An 18,553-nucleotide genomic window follows, 5' to 3' on the forward strand; every position below is an offset into this window, starting at 1 on the left:
TGTTCATCAGCGATTACATCAATATCCTGTTCTAACCAAATTAAACAAGTTTCTGGGAAGAGAGCACTGTGCAACAAAACTTAATTGGACAATCTCCTGCATTTCACACCGTACTGGATAAAGTATCGCGTCTTGCCCCCATTGATCGACCCGTGCTTATTGTGGGTGAACGAGGTACAGGTAAAGAACTTATCGCACAACGTTTGCACTATCTTTCAAAACGCTGGGACCAACCTTTAATTTCACTCAACTGCTCAACACTGAGCGAAGGTTTGATCGATTCCGAACTCTTTGGTCATGAATCAGGTTCTTTCACTGGTTCAAAAGGTAGACACCAAGGCCGTTTTGAGCGCGCTGAAGGAGGTACTTTGTTCTTGGATGAACTCGCTACCGCACCTTTAGCTGTACAGGAAAAGCTGCTACGCGTTATTGAATACGGACAGTACGAACGCGTAGGTGGTAATCAAGCACTGAATGCAAATGTGCGTTTGGTATGTGCAACCAACGCTAACCTACCTGATCTTGCCAAGCAAGGCGACTTTCGAGCCGACTTACTCGATCGCTTGGCATTTGATGTTATTCAACTTCCACCACTTCGCAAACGGAAAGAAGATATTGGTCTGCTGGCTGAGTATTTTGCTATTCGTATGTGCCGTGAGCTTGAACTGCCGTTTTTTGCTGGCTTTACATCACTCGCAATGAGTGGCCTCACTGAATACCCTTGGCCGGGGAACATCCGTGAACTTAAGAATGTGGTAGAGCGCGCCGTCTATCAACACGGCACCGCTGATTACCCAATCGACACGCTCATATTCAATCCATTCCAAACAGATTGGAAAACAGAAGAAAAAATACAAGAAGTCATTGCAACTATTGAAGAGTCAAACCAACCAAAATTGGCATTTCCAATGGATTTTAAGCAATGGCAGGAACAGCAGGACAAATATGTGCTTAATGAGTCGCTTAAATTTGCCAAGTTTAATCAACGCCAAGCCGCTAAGTCGCTCGGATTAAGCTATCATCAATTTCGAGGGCTGGTGAGAAAATATCAACTCTCAAAAAATGAATAACCCTATATACCCAAGTAATCTCAAGATGCAGGATTCAGAGCTTCATCAACGAGTTTAATTCGCTCCTATGCCGCGTTACTGATTTTCTACGTAGAATAACTATGTATTCAAATCAGTGCCTTGCCTAAGAGCGAATTAATTCTCGCTGAACAAGCATCTTGAGGTTACTTGGGTATACGCAGTAACCTTTTTCTTGGTTTAACACGTTAAAGAATGGTAAATTAGCAGGATTTTGAGGCAAACGTGATTGTTACTTATAGCGCTAATCGAGGACTCATCGCCCATGGCTATGACGGAATAGTTACTTTGCTTCGTTTCCCACACTGTTTTTCTATATGAACTCTTTATTACGAATCACGCTCGGATTATGCGGACTAAGCCTTCTTGCTGGCTGTGGAGAAGAGATTGATCATACACAAATCCGCCAAAGCGGCTTTGTGTATTGTGGACAAGGCAGCCCTAGTACCTTTAATCCTCAGTTAGTAGACAGCGGCATTACTTCTGAAGCACTTAGCCCTCAGTTGTACGATACTCTGTTGAAGCTTGATCCGGACACTCACACTCCCATTCCGAATATCGCGACTCAGTGGCAGTTGAACGATAGCGGGACTGAATATACGTTCAAGTTACATAGCGGAGTGAACTTCCATACCACAGCTTGGTTTACGCCAACTCGCCCATTGAATGCCAAAGATGTAGTATTCAGTTTTAAACGTATTATCGATCCTACTCACCCATACCATTATGTTAGCAATGGTAACTATCCTTGGTTTGCTGGTATTAATTTCTCAAGCCTTTTGAAAGATGTGTCTGCTGTCGATGACCAAACAGTGAAGTTTACGCTGAGCCGTCCTGACAATAGTTTTTTATCAAACATTGCCACTACTCATGCGGTTATATTGTCAGAAGAGTATGGTCAACAACTTCAAATCAAAGACGAAAAATACAATATCGATGATCTGCCCGTTGGCACGGGGCCGTTCTATCTTGATGAGTTCAATTTCAACGACCTAGTTCGTTTACGTCGTCATGACGGTTACTGGAAACGCCCAGCAATTATGAAACAGGTTGTATTCGATATCTCTCAACGTGGAACTGGCACATTAGCTAAACTTCTTCGCAATGAATGTGATGTTCTTAGTTTCCCTATATCAAGTCAGATTCCGGTTATTCAAAAGCAAGATAATATCGACCTTTCGATTAAACCTGCAATGAATGTCGCCTTCATTGCCGTTAATACATCTCATCCTGCACTCAATGATGTGCGAGTACGCAAGGCTCTAAACTTCGCGATTAATCGCCAAAATATTCTGGATTCCGTTTATTATGGAACGGGAAGTATTGCTTATAACATTTTACCACCAAGCTCTTGGGCATACCAAAAAGATGATATTCAGATCCGATATGATCGTAATTACGCCCTAGGTTTATTGAGAGATGCTGGCTATGCAAATGGTCTAGAATTAACGATGTCAGTACCAATTGAGCCTCGCTCATACAACCCTAGTCCAAGAAAAATGGCAGAGATGATTCAGGCCAACTTTGCAGATATTGGCGTGACTATGCACCTTATACCTGAAAGCAATGTTAATCGCTCTCAGCTAGCAGAGATGAGTCACATTGACCTGTTTTTAAGAGGCTGGACTGGCGATACTGGTGACCCTGATAATTTCTTGCGTCCGCTACTCTCTTGTGGTGCCAACCGTGCGGGGCTGAATGCTTCTATGTGGTGTAACAGTGATTTCGATTTTTTGCTCGATTTGGCTCTCGAAGTCGATCGTCCTCGTTATCGCCTCAACCTTTACAAACAGGCGCAAACCATTTTGAACCAAGAGTTCCCAGTCATTCCTATCGCACATGGAATGCAATTTAAAGCATACAACAAATCGTTGACAGGTTTCCGCCTAAGCCCGTTTAGCGTTGAGCCATTTAATGATGTGAAGAGGGTTGCCGAATAATGTTTATCTATACGGTACGTAGATTTAACCTTTTCATTATCACGCTGCTTATTCTGACTCTGGTGGGTTATAGTCTGCTGCGCCTCGAGCCTCAGTCACCATGGGCTATCCAAGATTTCTGGCAAGGTTGGTGGATGTACCTTAGTGAACTTTCTCAATTCAATTTCGGCGTGAATAAAAACGGAAATGATATTGCTATTGAGCTAGTCAAAGTATTCCCAGCCACACTTGAACTTTGCTTTATCGCTTTTTTGTTATCTTTGTTCATTGGTCTACCTATCGGAACAATTGCAGGCATGAAACAAGGTAAATGGATTGATACGATTATCTCATTTACCTCAATGTCAGGTTACTCTGCTCCGCTATATTGGGTGGCTCTGATGATGATTATGGTCTTCTCACTGCACTATGGAATGTTCCCTGTCTCGGGACGCTATGATTTGTTATATGAGGTAGAGCCAGTAACAGGTTTTATCCTTATTGATGCATTCTTCGCGAAAGGTGTTAACAGCGCTAACATTTTGCATAGTGTCTTTGAACACATGATTATGCCTTGTTTAGTGCTTGCACTAGCTCCGACTACGCAAGTTATTCGTTTGATGCGCGCATCTGTTGCGGATGTCATGTCTCAGAACTATGTTCGAGCAGCACGCATTAAAGGTTTGTCATACTACAAAATCATTACTCAGCACGTTCTGCGCAATGCCATTCCGCCAATTATTCCGAAATTCGGTGTCCAACTATCAAGTATGCTGACTTTAGCAATCATCACAGAGTCTATCTTTAACTGGCCTGGTATTGGTCGCTGGCTACTTGATGCTCTATCAAATAAAGACTACATGTCTATTCAGGCAGGGGTGATCGCTGTAGGCTCTTTAGTATTAACCGCAAATATCCTGTCGGATCTGATCGGTGCGATGATCAATCCTCTAGTGAGAAAGGAATGGTATGCTAACAAATAATGTTTATCAGGAAGAGCGCATTCCAACTCAATTTGAACGTTTTTGGCGTAGTTATAGAGCCAACAGCTTAGCTATGTTCGGGCTATGGAGCCTGAGCTTAATCATATTCATTACGCTTACTTCACCTTGGTTGATGCCCCATGACCCTCACGGTCAAACTGGTCATCTTTTAATGCCTCCGTCTTGGGACCCATCCGGTTCTGTCGAATACTTTCTAGGAACGGATGACTTAGGACGCGATATCCTTTCACGTCTAATTGATGGCTCACAGCTGACATTTGGAGCATCTGTCGTTATTACCTTTATCGCAGCATTTATCGGCTGCCTTATCGGCATTCTTGCTGGTATGACGAAAGGCATTTTGTCCAGCACTCTGAACCACCTTTTAGACACAGTGATGTCAATTCCGTCATTACTGTTGGCTATTATTTTCGTCGCATTTCTGGGGTTTGGCGAATTTAACGTACTGCTCGCCATCTGTTTAGCCCTTATTCCGAGATTTATACGTTCTGTTTATATTGCTGTACACAATGAAGTTGAAAAAGACTATGTCATGGCTGCGCGCCTCGACGGTGCAAGCGATTTTTACCTTCTCTGGAACTCCATACTACCAAACACTTTTCCTATGTTGGCGCAAGAGCTTACAATGGCACTGTCGATTGCGATTTTAGACATAACAGCGTTAGGCTTTTTAGGCCTTGGAGCTCAAGCTCCAAGTACAGAATGGGGAGCAATTCTCGGTGACTCCGTTGAGCTAATATTCCTCGCACCTTGGACGGTAACCCTACCAGGTCTTGCCATTATGTATACCGTAGTCATGATCAACCTTGTTGGTGAAGGCGCACGCCAAGCATTAAATGCAGGAGTCGAATAATGCCTCTATTAGATATTCGTCATCTGACAATTGAAATTGATACCCCTCAAGGTCTTGTTAAAGCAGTCGACCGCATGAGTCTAACCCTCAACGAAGGCGAAATCCGTGGACTTGTTGGAGAATCTGGGTCAGGTAAAAGCTTAGTTGCCAAAGCTATTGTAGGCTTAACTAAAGAGAGTTGGCGAGTGACGGCAGACCGGATGAGGTTAGGTAACATTGACTTACTTCAACTGACCCCTAGAGAGCGCCGCCGCGTGATTGCTCGTGATATAGCCATGATTTTCCAAGAGCCTTCAACCTGTCTGGATCCATCAGAAGAGGTCGGAAGGCAGCTGATTGAATCAATTCCTATGCGCACATTTGAGGGAAAATGGTGGGAGCGATTCACTTGGCGTCATAAACAAGCTGTCGCCCTACTGCACAAAGTAGGTATTAAAGACCATAAGCGATTAATGCGCAGCTATCCATACGAGCTAACGGATGGTGAATGTCAGAAGGTTATGATCGCAATGGCGATTGCCGCTAAACCAAAGTTACTAATAGCGGATGAACCAACCAACGATTTGGACCCTATTACCCAATCTCAAATTTTGCGTTTATTGAGCCGAATGAATCAGGTTAACAACACGTCTATTTTGCTTGTCGGTCATGACCTAACAACGATCACTCAGTGGGCTAACCGTATTACTGTGATGTACTGTGGGCAGTCAGTGGAGTCCGCAGAGACCAATAAAATTCTAACGGAACCAAAGCATCCCTATACATCCGCCCTGCTACAAGCGATGCCGGATTTCAGTGACTGGATTCCTCACAAACAGAAATTACATTCACTACCAGGTTCAATACCTCCATTGCAGCACTTACCAATCGGTTGTCGTTTGGGGCCGCGTTGCCCATACGCTAAGAAACAATGTGTTGAAGTACCAAGAAGTCAGATTATTAAAAACCATAAATTTGCCTGTCACTTCCCTCTTAACGTAGAGCAAAAATCATGAGCGTTTCATTATTAGAAGTCAGTGAATTAAAAAAGAACTTTGTTACGCGCTCTGGTCTTTTTCGTAAAAGAGTACACGAAGCAGTTAAACCTGTGAGCTTTACTCTCGAAGCAGGGCAAACTATTGGTTTTATTGGGCAAAATGGTTCAGGAAAATCGACACTTGCACGTATGCTCGCTGGAATGATCGAACCGACTGCCGGGCAAATTCGTGTTAATGGTGAATTGTTAGAACACAAAGACTATGCTACGCGCTGTAAGCTGATTCGGATGATCTTCCAAGACCCGAACACTTCACTTAACCCTCGAATTCAAATTGGCCGAATATTGGAAGGTCCATTAAAGCGAAACACAAATATGCCTCCTGAAGCGCGTGAGAAGCGTGTTAAAGAGACATTGCAACGTGTGGGACTGCTGCCGGAACATGCATATTTCTATCCGCAAATGCTTGCTACAGGTCAGAAACAGCGTATATGTCTTGCAAGAGCTCTGATTTTGCAACCTTCAATCATCATTGCAGACGAAGCTCTGAATGGTTTGGACATGGCGATGCGTTCTCAAATTCTTAACTTGTTCTTAGAACTGCAAGAAGAAATGGGGGTATCGTTTATTTATGTTTCACAACACATTGGTGTGATTAAACACATCACAGACAAAGTGATGGTGATGCATGATGGTGTTGTGGTTGAGTCTGGGAATACGCTAGAAGTTTTATCTGATCCACAGCATCCTATTACTCAACGCATGATTGAGAGCCATTTCAATAAGGCACCATGTTTCAAGTAAAAAAATAGAGCCCTATGTCGGCTCTATTTTTCTTCGCTAAGCTTACTGTTATCGACGGGAATGCTGTTTTTCAAGTTCAAAATCAAATTCATCAGGAAACAGCACTACACCTTCTTCATTATCATTTGGGAAAACAACAACCGACAGATCATCTTGTTCTAGGCCGGTTGTCCAACGACTGCGCCATTTGTTGTATGAAATGGCTTCTGCTTCGCATGTGCTCCATTCTCCGGTTGCCCACGCTTCAGCAAATTCTCGATTCGGCCACACAGGCACACAATCGTCGTCTTCGGTATTCAGCATCACACAACCGTGTTCATCTTTCAAAATCCACACTTGCTGATTCGCCACAATTTCCTTAATACAGTATTTAAAACGCTGCTCTTGGTCGTACTGATTAATTGTCGCGATTTGCTCCGCGGTTAACGCATTGGACATATTAGCCTCCAAACAAAACGCCCACAGCAGTTTTTAAGCTATGGGCGTTAAAACCTTTATTAGGTTGGGCATCATACCCGAAATCAGCGATTAAGCTAGCTCAGTTTGTAACCAAGGCCAGCCTTGCTTCTTACGGCTAAGAGTATTTTCCATCATTAATACTCCATTTGTTAGATGCTTCGCCAGTTTCTCTGACCATTCACCTTTAAACAACAAACGAGTTTGTGCCGTAGTGATATCAGTCAGCATTAGAGCTGCAAAAGCTAGCTTCTCTTCTTCACAACGGCGATCTAAATCCGCTTCTAGCGCATCAATCATAGTGGCTACTTGATCTAACGTCGCTAATTCAATTTGACCAACGACAACATCACGACCATTGAATGGGTATGCTTTCAAGTCTTTCTCAACCAATTGAGCAGCAGACAAACCTTCGATATCTGTTTTCGCAATCAAAAGCGCTTGGATAAAGGCGTCCAAATCTGCGATTTCTGCCAGAGCCGCGAGTTCTGCAACCGCATCTTTGTCTTTTTGCGTACAAGTTGGAGAAGCAAAGCCTACTGTATCTGAAAGAATCGCTGAAATCATAAGCGTCGCAGTTTGCTTAGTGATTGGAGCATTTTCCATTTTGAATAGGTTAAACAGAATGGTACTGGTACAGCCTACCGGCCAAATCCACGCCTCTAATGGGTTTACTGTCATCACGTCACCTAAACGGTGGTGATCAACAATACCCAGAATCTCTGCATCATTTAAGTCGTCAGGTGCTTGCGCTAGATCTGTGTAATCAACAAGCCATACTTTCTCACCTGCAACGCTTGTACGTAGCTCAGGTTGCTCAGCACCTGCTGTAGTCAAGATATGTTGCGTTTCGCGGTTAATCTCGCCTTGGCGTATTGCCTTTGCTTCTAGACCACGAGCTTTCAACAATTCTGCAGCAACTAATGCGCTACAAATACTATCACTGTCTGGATTCTTATGACCGACTACTAAAATCATCACTGTTCCTATTATTCTGACCCTTGAGGGTAAACAACACATAAAGATGAGTACTGTACTTATTTTACAAAACTCTTCATGGAGCTAAATCAATAAAGAGTGACTAACTGAACTATTTTTTGCTTGTTGGAATCTTGAGTTCAGTAATAATTAACTAAGACTTTTCAAATATTAAAGTTGTTTGAATCAGGAGATAATGTGAGTAGCACAATTGATATTGCATGGTGGCAATTAGCTATTTTTAGTTCAGTTCTTATCATTCCACTGCTAGTGAGTAGAATTTACCAGCTTGGTATTGGCAAAGAGATAATCATCTCTGTAGGTAGAATGACTTTGCAACTGCTACTTGTCGGGATGTATCTGGAATACTTATTTAAGCTCAACAGTATTTGGATTAATCTCGTTTGGCTTACTCTGATGATACTCGTCGGAGCTAGCTCAATAGTATCTAAAACTCATCTCCCCAGAAAAAAACTCCTTCTTCCTATTACTTTCGGTCTTGCTGCCGGACTTTTCCCTATTGTGACGATTCTATGTCTTGGCATCGTTCATCCCTCACCTTGGTATAGTGCCCAATACTTGATACCTCTTGCTGGGATGCTGCTAGGAAATAGCCTCAGTGGTAATATTGTTGCTTTACAGAACTTATTCACCGCTTTTGAAGAGCGTAAAAATGAATACGAAGCCGCAATTTCATTGGGTGCTTCTCCTCAATATGCATCGAGAGATTTCGTAAGAAATGCACTGCGTAAAGCTAATGCACCGTTACTTGCTTCGATGGCAACCATCGGTTTAGTGACTCTACCAGGCATGATGACCGGTCAAATATTAGGAGGCGCGACTCCCCTTATCGCCATCAAGTATCAATTGATGATTATGATCGCTATCTTTGTAATGATGACGATTTCTCTCACTTTATCGATTCATTTAACGCTAAAGGCTACTTTTACTAAAGAAGGTCGAATAAACGTGACATTTCGTGATTAAAAATTGTATTTTTGTACAATTAGCGACCATTACTTTGAAACCTAAATTAGTGCATCTGTCGCACGTAATTTGTGCACAAATCTCGAAAAAATCATTCAGTTGCGTTTACTCACGGTATTTAAAACAGGTTATCCACAGAAATTGTGGATAAGGTGAATATCCACTTAAGTTGCGCAACAAAGGCTTTAATTGGGAATTACAAAAAAAGCGGCATTTTCGCCGCTTTTCTTATTGAGATAACTGTATTTGTATGTAAGACAACTTAGTCTTTTAGATAAATCAACCAATACCACATACCAACAAAGACCCCACCGCCGACAATGTTACCTAAAGTTACTGGGATTAAGTTGTTTACGATGAATTCCATCATGTTGAGATCTGCATAGTCAGCAATATTTGCCCCAGTCATCTGCCAAAAAGCTTCAGGCGCAAAAATCTTGATACCGATTGCCATAGGCACTTGGAACATGTTCGCAATACAGTGTTCAAAGCCAGAAGACACAAACATAGCGACAGGTAACACCAACACCATCACTTTATCTGTCAATGAGCGAGCACTGAACGTCATCCATACCGCTAAGCACACCAAAATGTTACACATCAACCCCAAAGAGAATGCCTGAAGAAAAGTATGGTGGAGTTTATGTTGTGAAATAGCCATTGCATTAAGCCCTAGCTGACCACCATCTTCCATGTATTGCCGTGTTGATAGCATGATGGCAACTAATAAAAACGAGCCAGCAAGGTTACCCAGATAAACAACCATCCAGTTTTTCACAAGCTGCTGCCAAGATATTTTTCCACTCGCTTTAGCAACCAAAGTAAGCACTGTACTGGTAAATAACTCACCACCGGTAATAACCACAAGAATAAGACCTAAACTAAACGCAATGCCGCCTAAAAGCTTCGTTACGCCATAAGGTAAATCATGAGCCCCTGTGGTCACTACGGTATAAAACACAAATGCAATACCAATATGAATACCCGCAGAAATGGCTAAAAGAAAAGATTTGTATGCGGCTTTGGTTGCTTTACCTACCCCTGTTTCGGCTGCACGTTCAGCCATTTGAGGAGGAAGCAAAGAATCGAATTGACTATGTTCCATCATGATTAAGATTTACACATTGATACAAAGAGAGTGCGCGATAATCGCTCCAAATTAACGATTATTCAAGGTCTATTTTCATGTTCACCAAAAATGTTTATTCTGAGACCAATTCGATCTACTTGAGCAACAAATTTAATACAGATTGATAATAAGAACCCACCTTTTAATAACGATAAGTAATTTACCAAAGCCTTATACAGCAAAGGTTGCGACGGTTTTGTCACGCATAAAAAACGCCCATATTGGTTCTAGGTAACACTTCTGTTTTTCGGTCATTGCGTCTTTGTAGCGCTGCGCCTATTGTGAAATTAACTTAACGAGTAATAAGGGTGTGTCATGAAATTTTCCCAACAACACTTAGATGAATTAAACCTCCTTGTTCAATTTGATATCAGCAGCGCTGCTACTGGCATAAAAGTTCATAGCGAAGCGGGTGAAGCAATGCAGTCAGCAGCAAAACGACTACACGAAAAAGGCCTATGCACTCTTCCTGATGGCGGCTATCTCACCAATGAAGGCATCGAAATGGCTGAAAAAGCTGACCGTATATTAAGAGTGTTAACGGTATAGTCACCCTAGAAAAAAAGAAAGAGCGCTATTAGCGCTCTTTCTTTTTCACCGTTGTTCGTACACCCCATCAGAAAAAGTACAGCCGTAAATAACTAGATATACACGATGATAACGTTTTCTATATCTGAAAGTTCTTGGATACACATGCTGTCACTTAGAGCATTCTTTAAAATCATCCAAATAAAATTACCGCCATAAAATTTTAAATATTCTTTTAAAACCACAAAAATTTATGAATTTAATTAAAAACTGAATTCCGAATAATCAGTTTAATAACCAAATACAGATTCTTAGTCCTAGAGGATAAAATCATGTTAGTTTCTCGGTTATCAGAAGAATTTATAACCCCAAAAGCAAAGGAAAATTGGTTGTCATATTGGAAGTACTTTAGCCAAAGCAGCAATAACAAATGTTCTGTACCCCATTGTTCAAAGGTCCACGACCAAGCGATCTTTGTTGCTAATCCCAAGGAAGATGAAGACTCTATCTATGTAATCCCACTCTGTAAGGAGCATAGTAACAACGAATGTAGTCAATTCGAAATCCTAGATAATGTTGAGCTTGTCCCAATCGGTTTCACCTTATAGCTCTGACTCTCATATCCAATAAATGAAGTATTCCTAAGGATTACAATATGCTTGTAAATAACCTATTAGAAAGCGAATCGAAAACTGTCAGCAAACTTTCTAATTCACACACCAAATTAAAAAACACTTTCTGTGCGGAAGTAAACTGCACCAATAAATATACAAGGCAAGTCATGGTTAAAAGCAAAAACGCCGACTGCCCTAACGACCAAAGTGAAAATATATTTCAGATACCCCTTTGCCAGCATCACTATGAAAATTTCCACAATCCAATTGAGCTGGAAAATGATATTCAAGTTATTCCAACAGGATTTGATCAAAACTGATTTGATTGTAGGGATTTGTTGGTAGGCAATGGTAGATTTTTTCCATTGCCTTTTTTCGTACCTAAGCGTTAGATACGGTCATCGACTTAAGAGGTTTAATTGGGAAATAAGCCAAGTTGCGGCAAGTAGGTCTGCGCTTCCACCTGGGCTTAGATTCATATCAATCAGTACTTTATCGTAATCCTGCATTCGCTGCTCAAAATCATCATCATGAACTTGGCAGCTTTGTATAAGTGATTTCGAATATGATTTCACGTAATTAAGCCCATTCAAACCGCCTCGATTTACCAAATTCGAATCGTCATTGCACGCCATTATAGTGAGCAATGTTTTAAACATTGCCTGTTCTTCAGAGAGGCCTTGATAAATAGATTGTTCAAAAGTAGGTAATGCACAATCAAAAATGATAGGGTACCCCTTGGCAGCTTCCCCTCTTATACCTGTTAATCCATAACGTCGAAATATCTTCTCGCCAGCAGTGACTGGGATCTTATTTGAGTTATGCAGCTCTTCTTCAACTAAATGAGCACAGCACTCTTGTATAACACTCTGAATTCTATAAGATTCAAAATTAGATTCTCTTTTGTATAACCACCCCACAGCCCCACAGATTAAGCCAAGTGTAAAAATCATGCCTTTATGAGTATTAACACCTCCAGTTGCTGAAAACATCGCTCTCTCAGCTTCTATACCAATCTTTCTTAAGTTAGGAAGTATACTCGAGGGCGTACAGAGATACTGTTCAAGTCCTGATTTAACAAACATCAACATATATGGGCGTAAGATATTAGCACTGGCAATGAACGTATCGATATTCATATCGCTATGTGCCCCGTTAGAAAGACAGTCAACCAAACCTGGTTTAGGGGTCAAGTGAACTTCCAACATCATTGAGTGATATGCTAAGTTACCAACCAATTCACAGATATTGAGTTCAAAAGTACCCACCTCAGTTTTCTGATATAAGCAACAATCGTCCAAAAGCCAACGTAAAGAATTAGTGGTATTCATCAATCATCTCGCTCAGCTTGTCGATAAGAGCAGGCAAAGGATGGACTCGATTTCGAGCACAGATTTTTGCATCCCTACCGCATATAAAACAATGTCTTCTTGGAAAACCAAGTTGGTCCCGAGATAAAGCTAAACCTTGGGAATTGAAAACATCGATGTCGAACAAGCGACCTAAAGGATGTTTGTCTTCCAGCTCTATCATCATGCGCTTTAAGCGCTCTGGAGATATGCCTTCGACCGCAGTGATTGATTCACATCCGCAGTCGTTGATAAACGCTTGTGATACGATCGAACAGCCGGCTTGAATACAAATCAGCTGAATTTCTCGCTGACCTACCTCAAATCCAATCTTAGATATTTGATTTAGTTTTACGCTGCCAGGCATATTAATCGTAAAGCTTACGATAGGCAGAGAATGGGTTACTACCCATTCTCTTTGGCGCACTGCTCGAACTTCTCGATTATCTAAGACCTGCTCTAACGTTACGGCTGGCCCACGATACACAATCTACTCCTTAACCTGACGAATAACGTCGATAACAGAGCCATCGCGGTATCGAATGTAGGCGACAATGTTGTCTAGGTACTCAATCGGCTTTGGTATTCCAGTCAACGACTCTGCACATTGTTGTAACTGGTGGATATCCATAGATTCAATACCTGCTTCAGTAAGCCGAGACTTAATCTCGCTTCTGTTTGGGTTAATGGCAATTCCATGATCTGTAACTAAAACGTCAATTTGTGTCCCAGGAGTTACCACGTTAAGAACAGATTTCACAACGGTTGGAATTCGTCCACGAACCAGAGGCGCCACAACGATGGTCAAATTAGCTGCAGCAGCAGTATCACTATGACCGCCAGAAGCGCCTCTAATTACACCATCAGAACCCGTAATTACGTTTACGTTGAAGTCCGTATCAATTTCTAGTGCACTAAGAACAACGACATCCAAACGGTCTACCATTGCGCCTTTAGAAGAGGGGTTAGCATATTGGTTTGCTGAAATTTCAATATGGTTGGGGTTTCTTGCTAATGAGTCTGCGGCAATAGAATCAAAAGATTGAACATCTAGTAGTGTTTTAATGAGTCCTTTTTCGTGCAAAGCAACCATAGTGGCAGTTATGCCACCCAAACCGAAATTGGCTGCAATGTTACGTTTGACCATTTTATCTTCTAGAAAACGGGTAACAGCCAACGAAGCACCACCTGAACCAGTCTGAAGATTAAAACCGTCTTTGAAATAGCCAGAGTGCTCAATAACATCTGCTGCTTTTCTTGCGATCAGTAGTTCTCGTGGATTTGTTGTCATACGAGTCGCATCACCGCCAATCTTAGAAGGATCTCCAACCTCAGCGACCCTGACGATTGCATCAACCTGGTCTTGGGCAATGGATGCAGGACTGTTAGGAAAAGCGACAATAGACTCTGTAAGTACGACGGTTTTGCGAGCGTATTGCGCATCAATTTGTGCATACCCCAAAGAACCACATCGAGACTGTCCTTTCACTGCGTTGGCATTACCAAACTCATCACAGCTCGATACACCAATAAACGCTACATCGATGTTAAGTTCACCACTTTGAACTAGGTGGACTCGGCCGCCATGAGAATGAATATGAACAGGTTCTTTTAATAAACCGCGAGAGATTTCCTCAGCTAATTGGCCGCGCATACCAGAGGTATAGATTTGGCTCACTACTCCATTCTTAATATGTTCTACGATAGGAGCATGAACGTCAGATAGAGAACTTGATGCTAGGGTAAGATTTTTATAACCCATTGAAGCAATGACACTCATCACCATGTTGATTGTCTTATCTCCGCCTCGGAATGAGTGATGAAAAGAGATGGTCATGCCGTCTACAAGACCAACATTTATAATCGCTTCCTCTAATGTTTCAAAAAGCTTGCGACTTCTTTTTGTTTCTCGGTTTAGAAGATAAGAAGTCAGTTGATGAGCGCCAGAGAACCAGGTCATTTGGGGATGATTCTCTAGATCAATTTCTATTTCACGGTTAATTGCATTAGTTATAGTTGTCATCATTTTGCCTTACTGTCTGATTCCTGATTGCGCACGTTTTAAAGTCCATCGAGCACGTTCTATAATTGGTGCGTCAACCATTTTCCCGTTTAGTGACACAACACCAGAACCTTGGGCTTCAGCTTCCGCAGCGACTTCGATAACCGCATTCGCGTAATCAACTTCCTTCTGAGAAGGAGCAAAAATGTTATGAATGATTTCAATTTGACGAGGGTTTATTAATGACTTCCCATCAAAACCGAGTGATTTGATGTGTTCAGCCTCATGAATAAAGCCTTGCTCGTTGTTGGCATCAGAATAGACAGTATCAAACGCCATTATTCCAGCCGCTCTTGCAGCCTGAAGAATTGAACATCGAGCAAATAACAGTTCAACGCCTTCTGCAGTGCGTTGAGTTCTCAGATCACGGACATAATCTTCTGCGCCCAGAGCAATGCCAATCAAACGCTTTGATGCTTTTGCGATTTCCACGGCATTATTGATTCCCATAGCCGATTCGATGGCGGCAAGCATTTTTGTACTGCCTACCTCGCGACCAAATTCTTTCTCTGACTCAGCAATCAGAGCTTCCATGTTGTGAACATCTTGAGCGCTGTCCGTTTTAGCTAACCGAACGGCATTCACGCCTGCTTTTACAACAGCTTTGACATCAAGTACGCCAAAATCCGTATCCAAGCCGTTAACTCGAACGATGGTTTCAATGTTTTGATACATTGGATGTTGGAGAGCATTGAAGACAAGCATCCTCGCAGTATCTTTTTCACGAATTGATACTGAGTCTTCCAAATCAAACATGATGGCATCAGGCTTATAGATAAATGAGTTGCTCAGCATTGCGGCATTTGAGCCAGGGACAAACAGCATACTTCTGCGTAACTTGCTCATTTTAGATTCCCCCACACAATATCGTTAGCTGCAGTAGCTCGAATCACCGCGGCCTGAACTCTTGCTTTGATTACACAATCAAGAGCACCTTTATCATTGATTTTGACCAATGCAGACACTACACCCATATCAGCCAAAGTACTGATAGCCGTTTTTCGTATTAGCTCTCCAAATTGTTTTTCAACGGAACTGGTAATTTCTATATCTAGACTATTTGTTGCTGTAGGAAAAATTTCGACTAATAAGTCGCTAGACTCCAATGTTCCAGCGTATGATCGCTGACTAATTATCATGTATGCACCTCATGAACCCCATTTCGGATAGCAGAAAATTAAATTTTGGTAGTGAAGGATCACGACCAAATATCTAACGCCTATTTTCTTTATTATCTGCCATGTTTTTGGCGATGCTAATCATGTTTAGTTGCAAGCTAAAAACCATTAATGACTTAAATGGTTTAAATTAAATTGTTTGATATAAAACAATAAAAAACGGCTAAAGATATCTTTAGCCGTTTTTTATGATTAAGAAGTCACTAGTTTAATTTCACGTAAACTCGTTCTGGACGACCTACTCTGCCATGTTCATTTTCAGCTTCCAAAAAACCATTCGCTGAACAATATTCTAAATAACGTCTAGCCGTTGTTTTACTAATCCCAACCTGTTCACCAAGTCGTTCAGCAGTATATTTAATCCCTGTATTATCAATAAATGTTTGTTTGATTTTATCTAAAGTCAGCTCGCCAATACCTTTCGGCAAGGTATTAGCCGACTTTTCCCTAGCCTGAATATTAAAAAGATCGTCAACGTGACGCTGGCTAATATTATCATAGGCGTTAATAGCACTATGATATTGAACATACCTATTTAGTGTATCTTTTAACCTAACATATGACACAGGTTTCAATAAATAATCAAAACATCCACAATGCATAGCTTCCTTTACCGTTTCCATTTCACTTGATGCTGTAATCAATATAACATCGGGCTTTGAATCGGATTTATCAGCTACAATACTTCTTAATAGATCAATGCCTAATCCGTCAGGTAGAAAGTTGTCTAATATAATCAAATGGGGTTTATTGACCTTAAGCATTGTTTTAGCCATGCTAATATTATTGGCGATACCGACAGGCCTAAAACGCATCATCTGCCTTAAAAACTGAGCATGTAATTCAGCAATTCCAACTTCATCTTCTACGATTAAAACATCTATAGAGTCCATTATCTGTTACCGTTCTTAGGAATAAAAATAGAAAAAATTGTGCCCTTAGGCTCTGCGTTATCAACCAAGATGACGCCACCGGCATTAGTCACATAACGGTTAATCAAATACAAACCAATGCCATGACCTTTATCGTCATTTTTACTTGTTACACCTCGGTTAAAAATGGTTCCAGCGATTTCTGGATCAATACCGCAACCATTATCTCCAATTTCAATAACTAATTCTTTACCTGCATCTGTAATAAGTAATGTTATAACTTTGTCGCTATCTGGATTTTTAAGAGTCGCTTCAAATGCATTATCTATTAAGTTACCTATAATCGCAGACAATTCATCATCATCAATATTGTCCGGAAGATTATATAACTGACAAGTAGGATCAAACTGTAACTGAAGTCCCAGTTCTTGAGATCGAGAATATTTTCCTAGTAATATTCCAGCGACTTGTTTGCATATTATTCTAGAACGAATGAAATCAATTAGTTGCTGTTTCTTAATATTTTCATTATTGATTAAAGATAGAGCGGAATCATATTCACCAATTTCTATTAACCCTGAAATTGTTGATAATTTGTTAGCATGCTCATGCCGCATTACTCTTAAATTATCTGTATATTGTTTGATTTGAGTCAATTCAGCTGTTAACGAGTTAATATCATTTTTATGCCTAAAACTGATCACCCAACCAATCAACATTTCCCTATCAAATATAGCAACTCTATTAGCAATCAATGTTTTACCATTAATAGATACTATTTCATCTTTAATATTTTCTTCATATGGAGTCTGAAAAAAGAATTGTGTATGGTTTAAATATTCCAATATGCTTCTATTCTTTATTTCAGAAACTTTTTTATCTGTACCTAATAAGTCAATCGCACTTTTATTTACAGCAAGGATTTTGCCACTTTTATCGATGGCAATAATACCTTCATACACAGATTGTAGAATAGAGCGTTGTAAGTATAGTGCTAAAGCAATCTCAGAAGGCTCCATGCCATTCATTTTCTTTTTAATATGACTGGAAAACAGCCAAGCGCCGATCAGTGTCAAAAATAAAATAGCTAGAAACTCATAAGAAACAGGCTTTGCATAGAATACCAACCACTCATCAAATCGATTAAACAAATATCCAACTGAGACCACACCGATGATTTCTCCATCGAAATCAACAATCGCGCTTTTGCCTCTAACACCATAACCCAAAGTCCCTTTGCTAATAGAAATATAGGACTCGCCTCTTTCTAATGCCCCTGCATTATCTCCACCCTGCATTGGTAGTCCGATATTTTCTTTATTGGGGTGCGATAACCTTGTACCATCATTGTCGCCAATAACAATAAAACTCGCGTCCGATATCTTGGTTAATCGATTAATAATGCGCTCTATCGCCGGTATATTTTTAATCCTAACCTCTTGAATTAGATTGGGATCACTAGCGATTTCTTTGGCTTGAACTAAAGCACGCGTTCCGACTTGATGCTCAAGTGTATCGAGTAAGGATTGGTGAAAATTCACCCCCATGAATATCATCTGAAGACTCATTAGAGCAAAAATGAGCAGAAAAACTTTGACGCGAAAAGAAGCACCTGTTTTCATCTTTTCCACCATATTCATATAGTTATTTCCTTATTACTGAGTTACGTGAACTCTGACGACGCTCGAAACTGAAACGGATGTTAGCTTGTTTCATAAACGAAGATAGTTAGGTGTATCAAAGGACGACTAAAACG

General features: G+C 40.9%; 19 protein-coding genes. 9 read left to right on the forward strand and 10 right to left on the reverse strand.

Going from position 1 to position 18,553, the window contains the following annotated elements; translation table 11 throughout:
• The first annotated feature begins 68 nt into the window (after positions 1–68).
• From pspF to G5S32_RS08575, 6 genes are all read left to right on the forward strand, one after another.
• Entirely contained in the window at positions 69–1,070 is a 1,002-nt protein-coding gene (gene pspF, locus G5S32_RS08550; protein ID WP_165311619.1) for a phage shock protein operon transcriptional activator, read from the forward strand.
• Positions 1,071–1,405: 335 nt separating this feature from the next.
• Positions 1,406–3,028, forward strand: a complete 1,623-nt coding sequence (sapA, locus tag G5S32_RS08555; protein WP_165311620.1) for an ABC transporter substrate-binding protein SapA — start codon at positions 1,406–1,408, stop codon at positions 3,026–3,028.
• Positions 3,028–3,990: an ABC transporter permease gene (locus tag G5S32_RS08560; protein ID WP_165311621.1), complete on the forward strand. Its 963-nt coding sequence runs from the start codon at positions 3,028–3,030 to the stop codon at positions 3,988–3,990. The genes sapA and G5S32_RS08560 overlap by 1 nt, the downstream gene beginning before the upstream one ends.
• Positions 3,977–4,864 (forward strand): ABC transporter permease subunit, encoded by an 888-nt coding sequence (locus G5S32_RS08565; protein WP_165311622.1) that lies wholly within the window; start codon positions 3,977–3,979, stop codon positions 4,862–4,864. The genes G5S32_RS08560 and G5S32_RS08565 overlap by 14 nt, the downstream gene beginning before the upstream one ends.
• Positions 4,864–5,859 carry a peptide ABC transporter ATP-binding protein gene (locus tag G5S32_RS08570; RefSeq protein ID WP_165311623.1) on the forward strand — a complete coding sequence of 332 codons (996 nt, stop codon included), beginning with the start codon at positions 4,864–4,866 and terminating at the stop codon, positions 5,857–5,859. The genes G5S32_RS08565 and G5S32_RS08570 overlap by 1 nt, the downstream gene beginning before the upstream one ends.
• Complete coding sequence (locus G5S32_RS08575; RefSeq protein WP_165311624.1) at positions 5,856–6,644, forward strand: peptide ABC transporter ATP-binding protein; 789 nt, start codon at positions 5,856–5,858, stop codon at positions 6,642–6,644. Before G5S32_RS08570 ends, G5S32_RS08575 begins: the two co-directional genes overlap by 4 nt.
• A gap of 48 nt (positions 6,645–6,692) precedes the next feature.
• Here G5S32_RS08575 and G5S32_RS08580 read toward each other — a convergent pair whose 3' ends face one another.
• On the reverse strand, positions 6,693–7,082 hold the full coding sequence (locus G5S32_RS08580; RefSeq protein ID WP_165311625.1) for a DUF2750 domain-containing protein: 390 nt from the start codon (positions 7,080–7,082) through the stop codon (positions 6,693–6,695).
• A 90-nt stretch (positions 7,083–7,172) separates the two neighbouring features.
• Positions 7,173–8,078: a manganese-dependent inorganic pyrophosphatase gene (locus tag G5S32_RS08585; RefSeq protein ID WP_165311626.1), complete on the reverse strand. Its 906-nt coding sequence runs from the start codon at positions 8,076–8,078 to the stop codon at positions 7,173–7,175.
• A 198-nt stretch (positions 8,079–8,276) separates the two neighbouring features.
• Here G5S32_RS08585 and G5S32_RS08590 point away from each other — a divergent pair, with 198 nt between their 5' ends.
• Positions 8,277–9,065, forward strand: coding sequence for an ABC transporter permease (locus G5S32_RS08590; protein ID WP_165311627.1), 789 nt, complete (start codon positions 8,277–8,279; stop codon positions 9,063–9,065).
• A gap of 262 nt (positions 9,066–9,327) precedes the next feature.
• Here the strand turns inward: G5S32_RS08590 and focA are convergent, their stop codons facing one another.
• The gene (gene focA, locus G5S32_RS08595) at positions 9,328–10,170 is read right to left on the reverse strand and encodes a formate transporter FocA (protein ID WP_165312755.1); all 843 of its coding nucleotides are present in this window, start codon (positions 10,168–10,170) and stop codon (positions 9,328–9,330) included.
• A gap of 339 nt (positions 10,171–10,509) precedes the next feature.
• Between focA and G5S32_RS08600 the strand changes: the two genes are divergently transcribed.
• Positions 10,510–10,743 carry a TIGR02647 family protein gene (locus tag G5S32_RS08600; RefSeq protein ID WP_165311628.1) on the forward strand — a complete coding sequence of 78 codons (234 nt, stop codon included), beginning with the start codon at positions 10,510–10,512 and terminating at the stop codon, positions 10,741–10,743.
• 634 nt (positions 10,744–11,377) lie between these two features.
• Positions 11,378–11,656: a hypothetical protein gene (locus G5S32_RS08605; protein WP_165311629.1), complete on the forward strand. Its 279-nt coding sequence runs from the start codon at positions 11,378–11,380 to the stop codon at positions 11,654–11,656.
• Between the two features lie 78 nt (positions 11,657–11,734).
• Here G5S32_RS08605 and citG read toward each other — a convergent pair whose 3' ends face one another.
• From citG to G5S32_RS08640, 7 genes are all read right to left on the reverse strand, one after another.
• On the reverse strand, positions 11,735–12,667 hold the full coding sequence (citG, locus tag G5S32_RS08610; protein WP_165311630.1) for a triphosphoribosyl-dephospho-CoA synthase CitG: 933 nt from the start codon (positions 12,665–12,667) through the stop codon (positions 11,735–11,737).
• Positions 12,654–13,172, reverse strand: coding sequence for a citrate lyase holo-[acyl-carrier protein] synthase (gene citX, locus G5S32_RS08615; protein ID WP_165311631.1), 519 nt, complete (start codon positions 13,170–13,172; stop codon positions 12,654–12,656). Before citX ends, citG begins: the two co-directional genes overlap by 14 nt.
• A 3-nt stretch (positions 13,173–13,175) precedes the next feature.
• A complete protein-coding gene (gene citF, locus G5S32_RS08620) occupies positions 13,176–14,645 on the reverse strand; it encodes a citrate lyase subunit alpha (RefSeq protein WP_165312756.1) in 1,470 nt (489 codons plus the stop codon).
• A 72-nt stretch (positions 14,646–14,717) separates the two neighbouring features.
• A complete protein-coding gene (citE, locus tag G5S32_RS08625; protein WP_165311632.1) occupies positions 14,718–15,593 on the reverse strand; it encodes a citrate (pro-3S)-lyase subunit beta in 876 nt (291 codons plus the stop codon).
• Positions 15,590–15,886, reverse strand: coding sequence for a citrate lyase acyl carrier protein (gene citD / locus G5S32_RS08630; protein ID WP_165311633.1), 297 nt, complete (start codon positions 15,884–15,886; stop codon positions 15,590–15,592). The genes citE and citD overlap by 4 nt, the downstream gene beginning before the upstream one ends.
• Positions 15,887–16,128: 242 nt before the next feature.
• Positions 16,129–16,821, reverse strand: coding sequence for a response regulator (locus G5S32_RS08635; protein ID WP_207621624.1), 693 nt, complete (start codon positions 16,819–16,821; stop codon positions 16,129–16,131).
• Positions 16,818–18,437 (reverse strand): ATP-binding protein, encoded by a 1,620-nt coding sequence (locus tag G5S32_RS08640; RefSeq protein ID WP_165311635.1) that lies wholly within the window; start codon positions 18,435–18,437, stop codon positions 16,818–16,820. The genes G5S32_RS08635 and G5S32_RS08640 overlap by 4 nt, the downstream gene beginning before the upstream one ends.
• Positions 18,438–18,553 lie beyond the last annotated feature (116 nt).

This window comes from Vibrio ziniensis, from assembly GCF_011064285.1.
Lineage (GTDB): Bacteria > Pseudomonadota > Gammaproteobacteria > Enterobacterales > Vibrionaceae > Vibrio > Vibrio ziniensis.